The following is a 754-nucleotide window of genomic DNA, read 5'->3' on the forward strand; positions in this document are numbered from 1 at the left end:
TGAGCTTGAGGATCGTTGTCTGTGTGAAGTACGTGCCGGACGCGACGGGTGACCGTCGTTTCGCGGACGACCACACCACCGACCGGGAGGGCGTGGACGGCCTTCTGTCGGAGCTGGACGAGTACGGGGTGGAGCAGGCGCTGCGGATCGCGGAGGCGAACGAGGGTGCCGAGGTGACCGTGCTGACGGTGGGTCCGGACGATGCGAAGGACGCGCTGCGCAAGGCGTTGTCGATGGGTGCGGACAAGGCGGTGCACGTCAATGACGAGGACATCCACGGTTCGGACGTGATCGGGACGTCGGCGGTGCTGGCGAAGGCGCTGGAGCGGACCGGGTTCGATCTGGTGATCGGTGGTATGGCGTCGACGGACGGCACGATGGGTGTGCTGCCGGCGCTGCTGGCGGAGCGGCTGGGTGTTGCGCAGCTGACGCTGCTGTCGGAGGTGTCGGTCGAGGGCGGCGTGGTGAAGGGCCGTCGGGACGGTGACTCGGCGACGGAGCTGGTGGAGGCGGCGCTGCCGGCGGTGGTGTCGGTGACGGACCAGTCGGGCGAGGCGCGCTACCCGTCGTTCAAGGGGATCATGGCGGCGAAGAAGAAGCCGGTGGAGTCCCTGGACCTGGACGACCTGGGTGTCGAGGCGGGCGAGGTCGGTCTGGCGGGTTCGTGGACGGCGGTGGAGTCGGTGACGGCGCGTCCGGCGCGTACCGCGGGCACGGTCGTCAAGGACGAGGGCGAGGGCGGCAAGGCGCTCGC

Annotated in this window: 1 protein-coding gene; it reads left to right on the forward strand. The window is 69.8% G+C overall.

Translation table 11 applies throughout. The features are described from left to right. Positions 1–754: electron transfer flavoprotein subunit beta/FixA family protein (locus ADK60_RS24075; RefSeq protein ID WP_234371233.1), on the forward strand; the 754-nt coding region annotated here is incomplete at both ends.

It is taken from the genome of Streptomyces sp. XY431 (assembly GCF_001279805.1).
Taxonomy (GTDB): domain Bacteria; phylum Actinomycetota; class Actinomycetes; order Streptomycetales; family Streptomycetaceae; genus Kitasatospora; species Kitasatospora purpeofusca.